Below are 325 nucleotides of genomic sequence, written 5' to 3'. Positions count from 1 at the left end.
ATTGATCCTGAAACGGCTTTGAACAATGAGGTCCGCATTTTGATCTCCCCAGCAGTTCAGGCAAAAGCGCTTTTGGACGCACCTTACCCGTTTCAAGACAACCAGATTGAAACGGAAACGAATGAGCGCAAAAGCGACCTGTCGATCTCGTTTATCGAACGCTCGAATGTTATCAAAATAGAGTTGCTCGATGAACAAAAGGAATGGTCCGTTCGCTATATTACAGCGTTGATCGACGCCTATAGGAAGGCGCGGCTCGATATTTTTGGGAGTGAAGCACAAAGCATAGCCGTAGAAGAAAACATAAAGGCTTTAAACGCCGAAC

The 325-nt window shown here is 45.8% G+C and carries 1 protein-coding gene; it reads left to right on the top strand.

Annotated features, from left to right (window positions below):
• A partial coding sequence (locus AB9F27_RS22160) for a hypothetical protein (protein ID WP_369758240.1) occupies positions 1-325 on the top strand: 325 nt, incomplete at both ends.

Origin of the sequence: Falsihalocynthiibacter sp. CO-5D18, assembly GCF_041205445.1 — a bacterium.
Taxonomy (GTDB): Bacteria; Pseudomonadota; Alphaproteobacteria; order Rhodobacterales; family Rhodobacteraceae; genus Falsihalocynthiibacter; species Falsihalocynthiibacter arcticus.
Note: the sequence above shows the minus strand (reverse complement) of the source record. Positions and strands in the feature narration are given on the sequence as shown.